The sequence below is a fragment of the Bacillus sp. 05T31 genome, assembly GCF_056396725.1.
The window spans coordinates 1-359 of record NZ_JBFTMA010001521.1; the positions used below are offsets into that span (position 1 = coordinate 1).

Genomic DNA, 359 nt, shown 5'->3' on the forward strand with positions numbered 1-359 from the left:
TTCTAAAGGCTACATGTAGGGAATTTAAAGATTTGCATACGAAATAAACCCTAATGGGTTTCATTTTTTTGATTTAAGCCGCTTGATTATTAGACATGGTACAATTGTAAACGACACCTAATATATCAAAGACTGTTTTCTTCTCATACCTATGAGATTTTCGCCMGTTTTGYTGTARGAGGTTGAACAAACGAATTAGAATCTTTGATARYTCTTGGGTGTCTTTCTGTATAGCTTGGAAAAGAAGAAGAAAGTAATCTTTWATCATATATATGGCCTTATATTCACTCAGTTCTCGTTTCTTTTTCATAAGAAGTAATTGCCGCATTTGAAACATGGTAGAAGAACAGAGTAGAATG

At 32.9% G+C, this 359-nt stretch carries 1 pseudogene; it reads right to left on the reverse strand.

Features of this window, described 5'->3' with window-relative positions:
- Window positions 1–73 precede the first annotated feature (73 nt).
- Window positions 74–359 (reverse strand): annotated as a pseudogene (locus AC1DJR_RS34150) (IS4 family transposase); the annotation flags it as partial.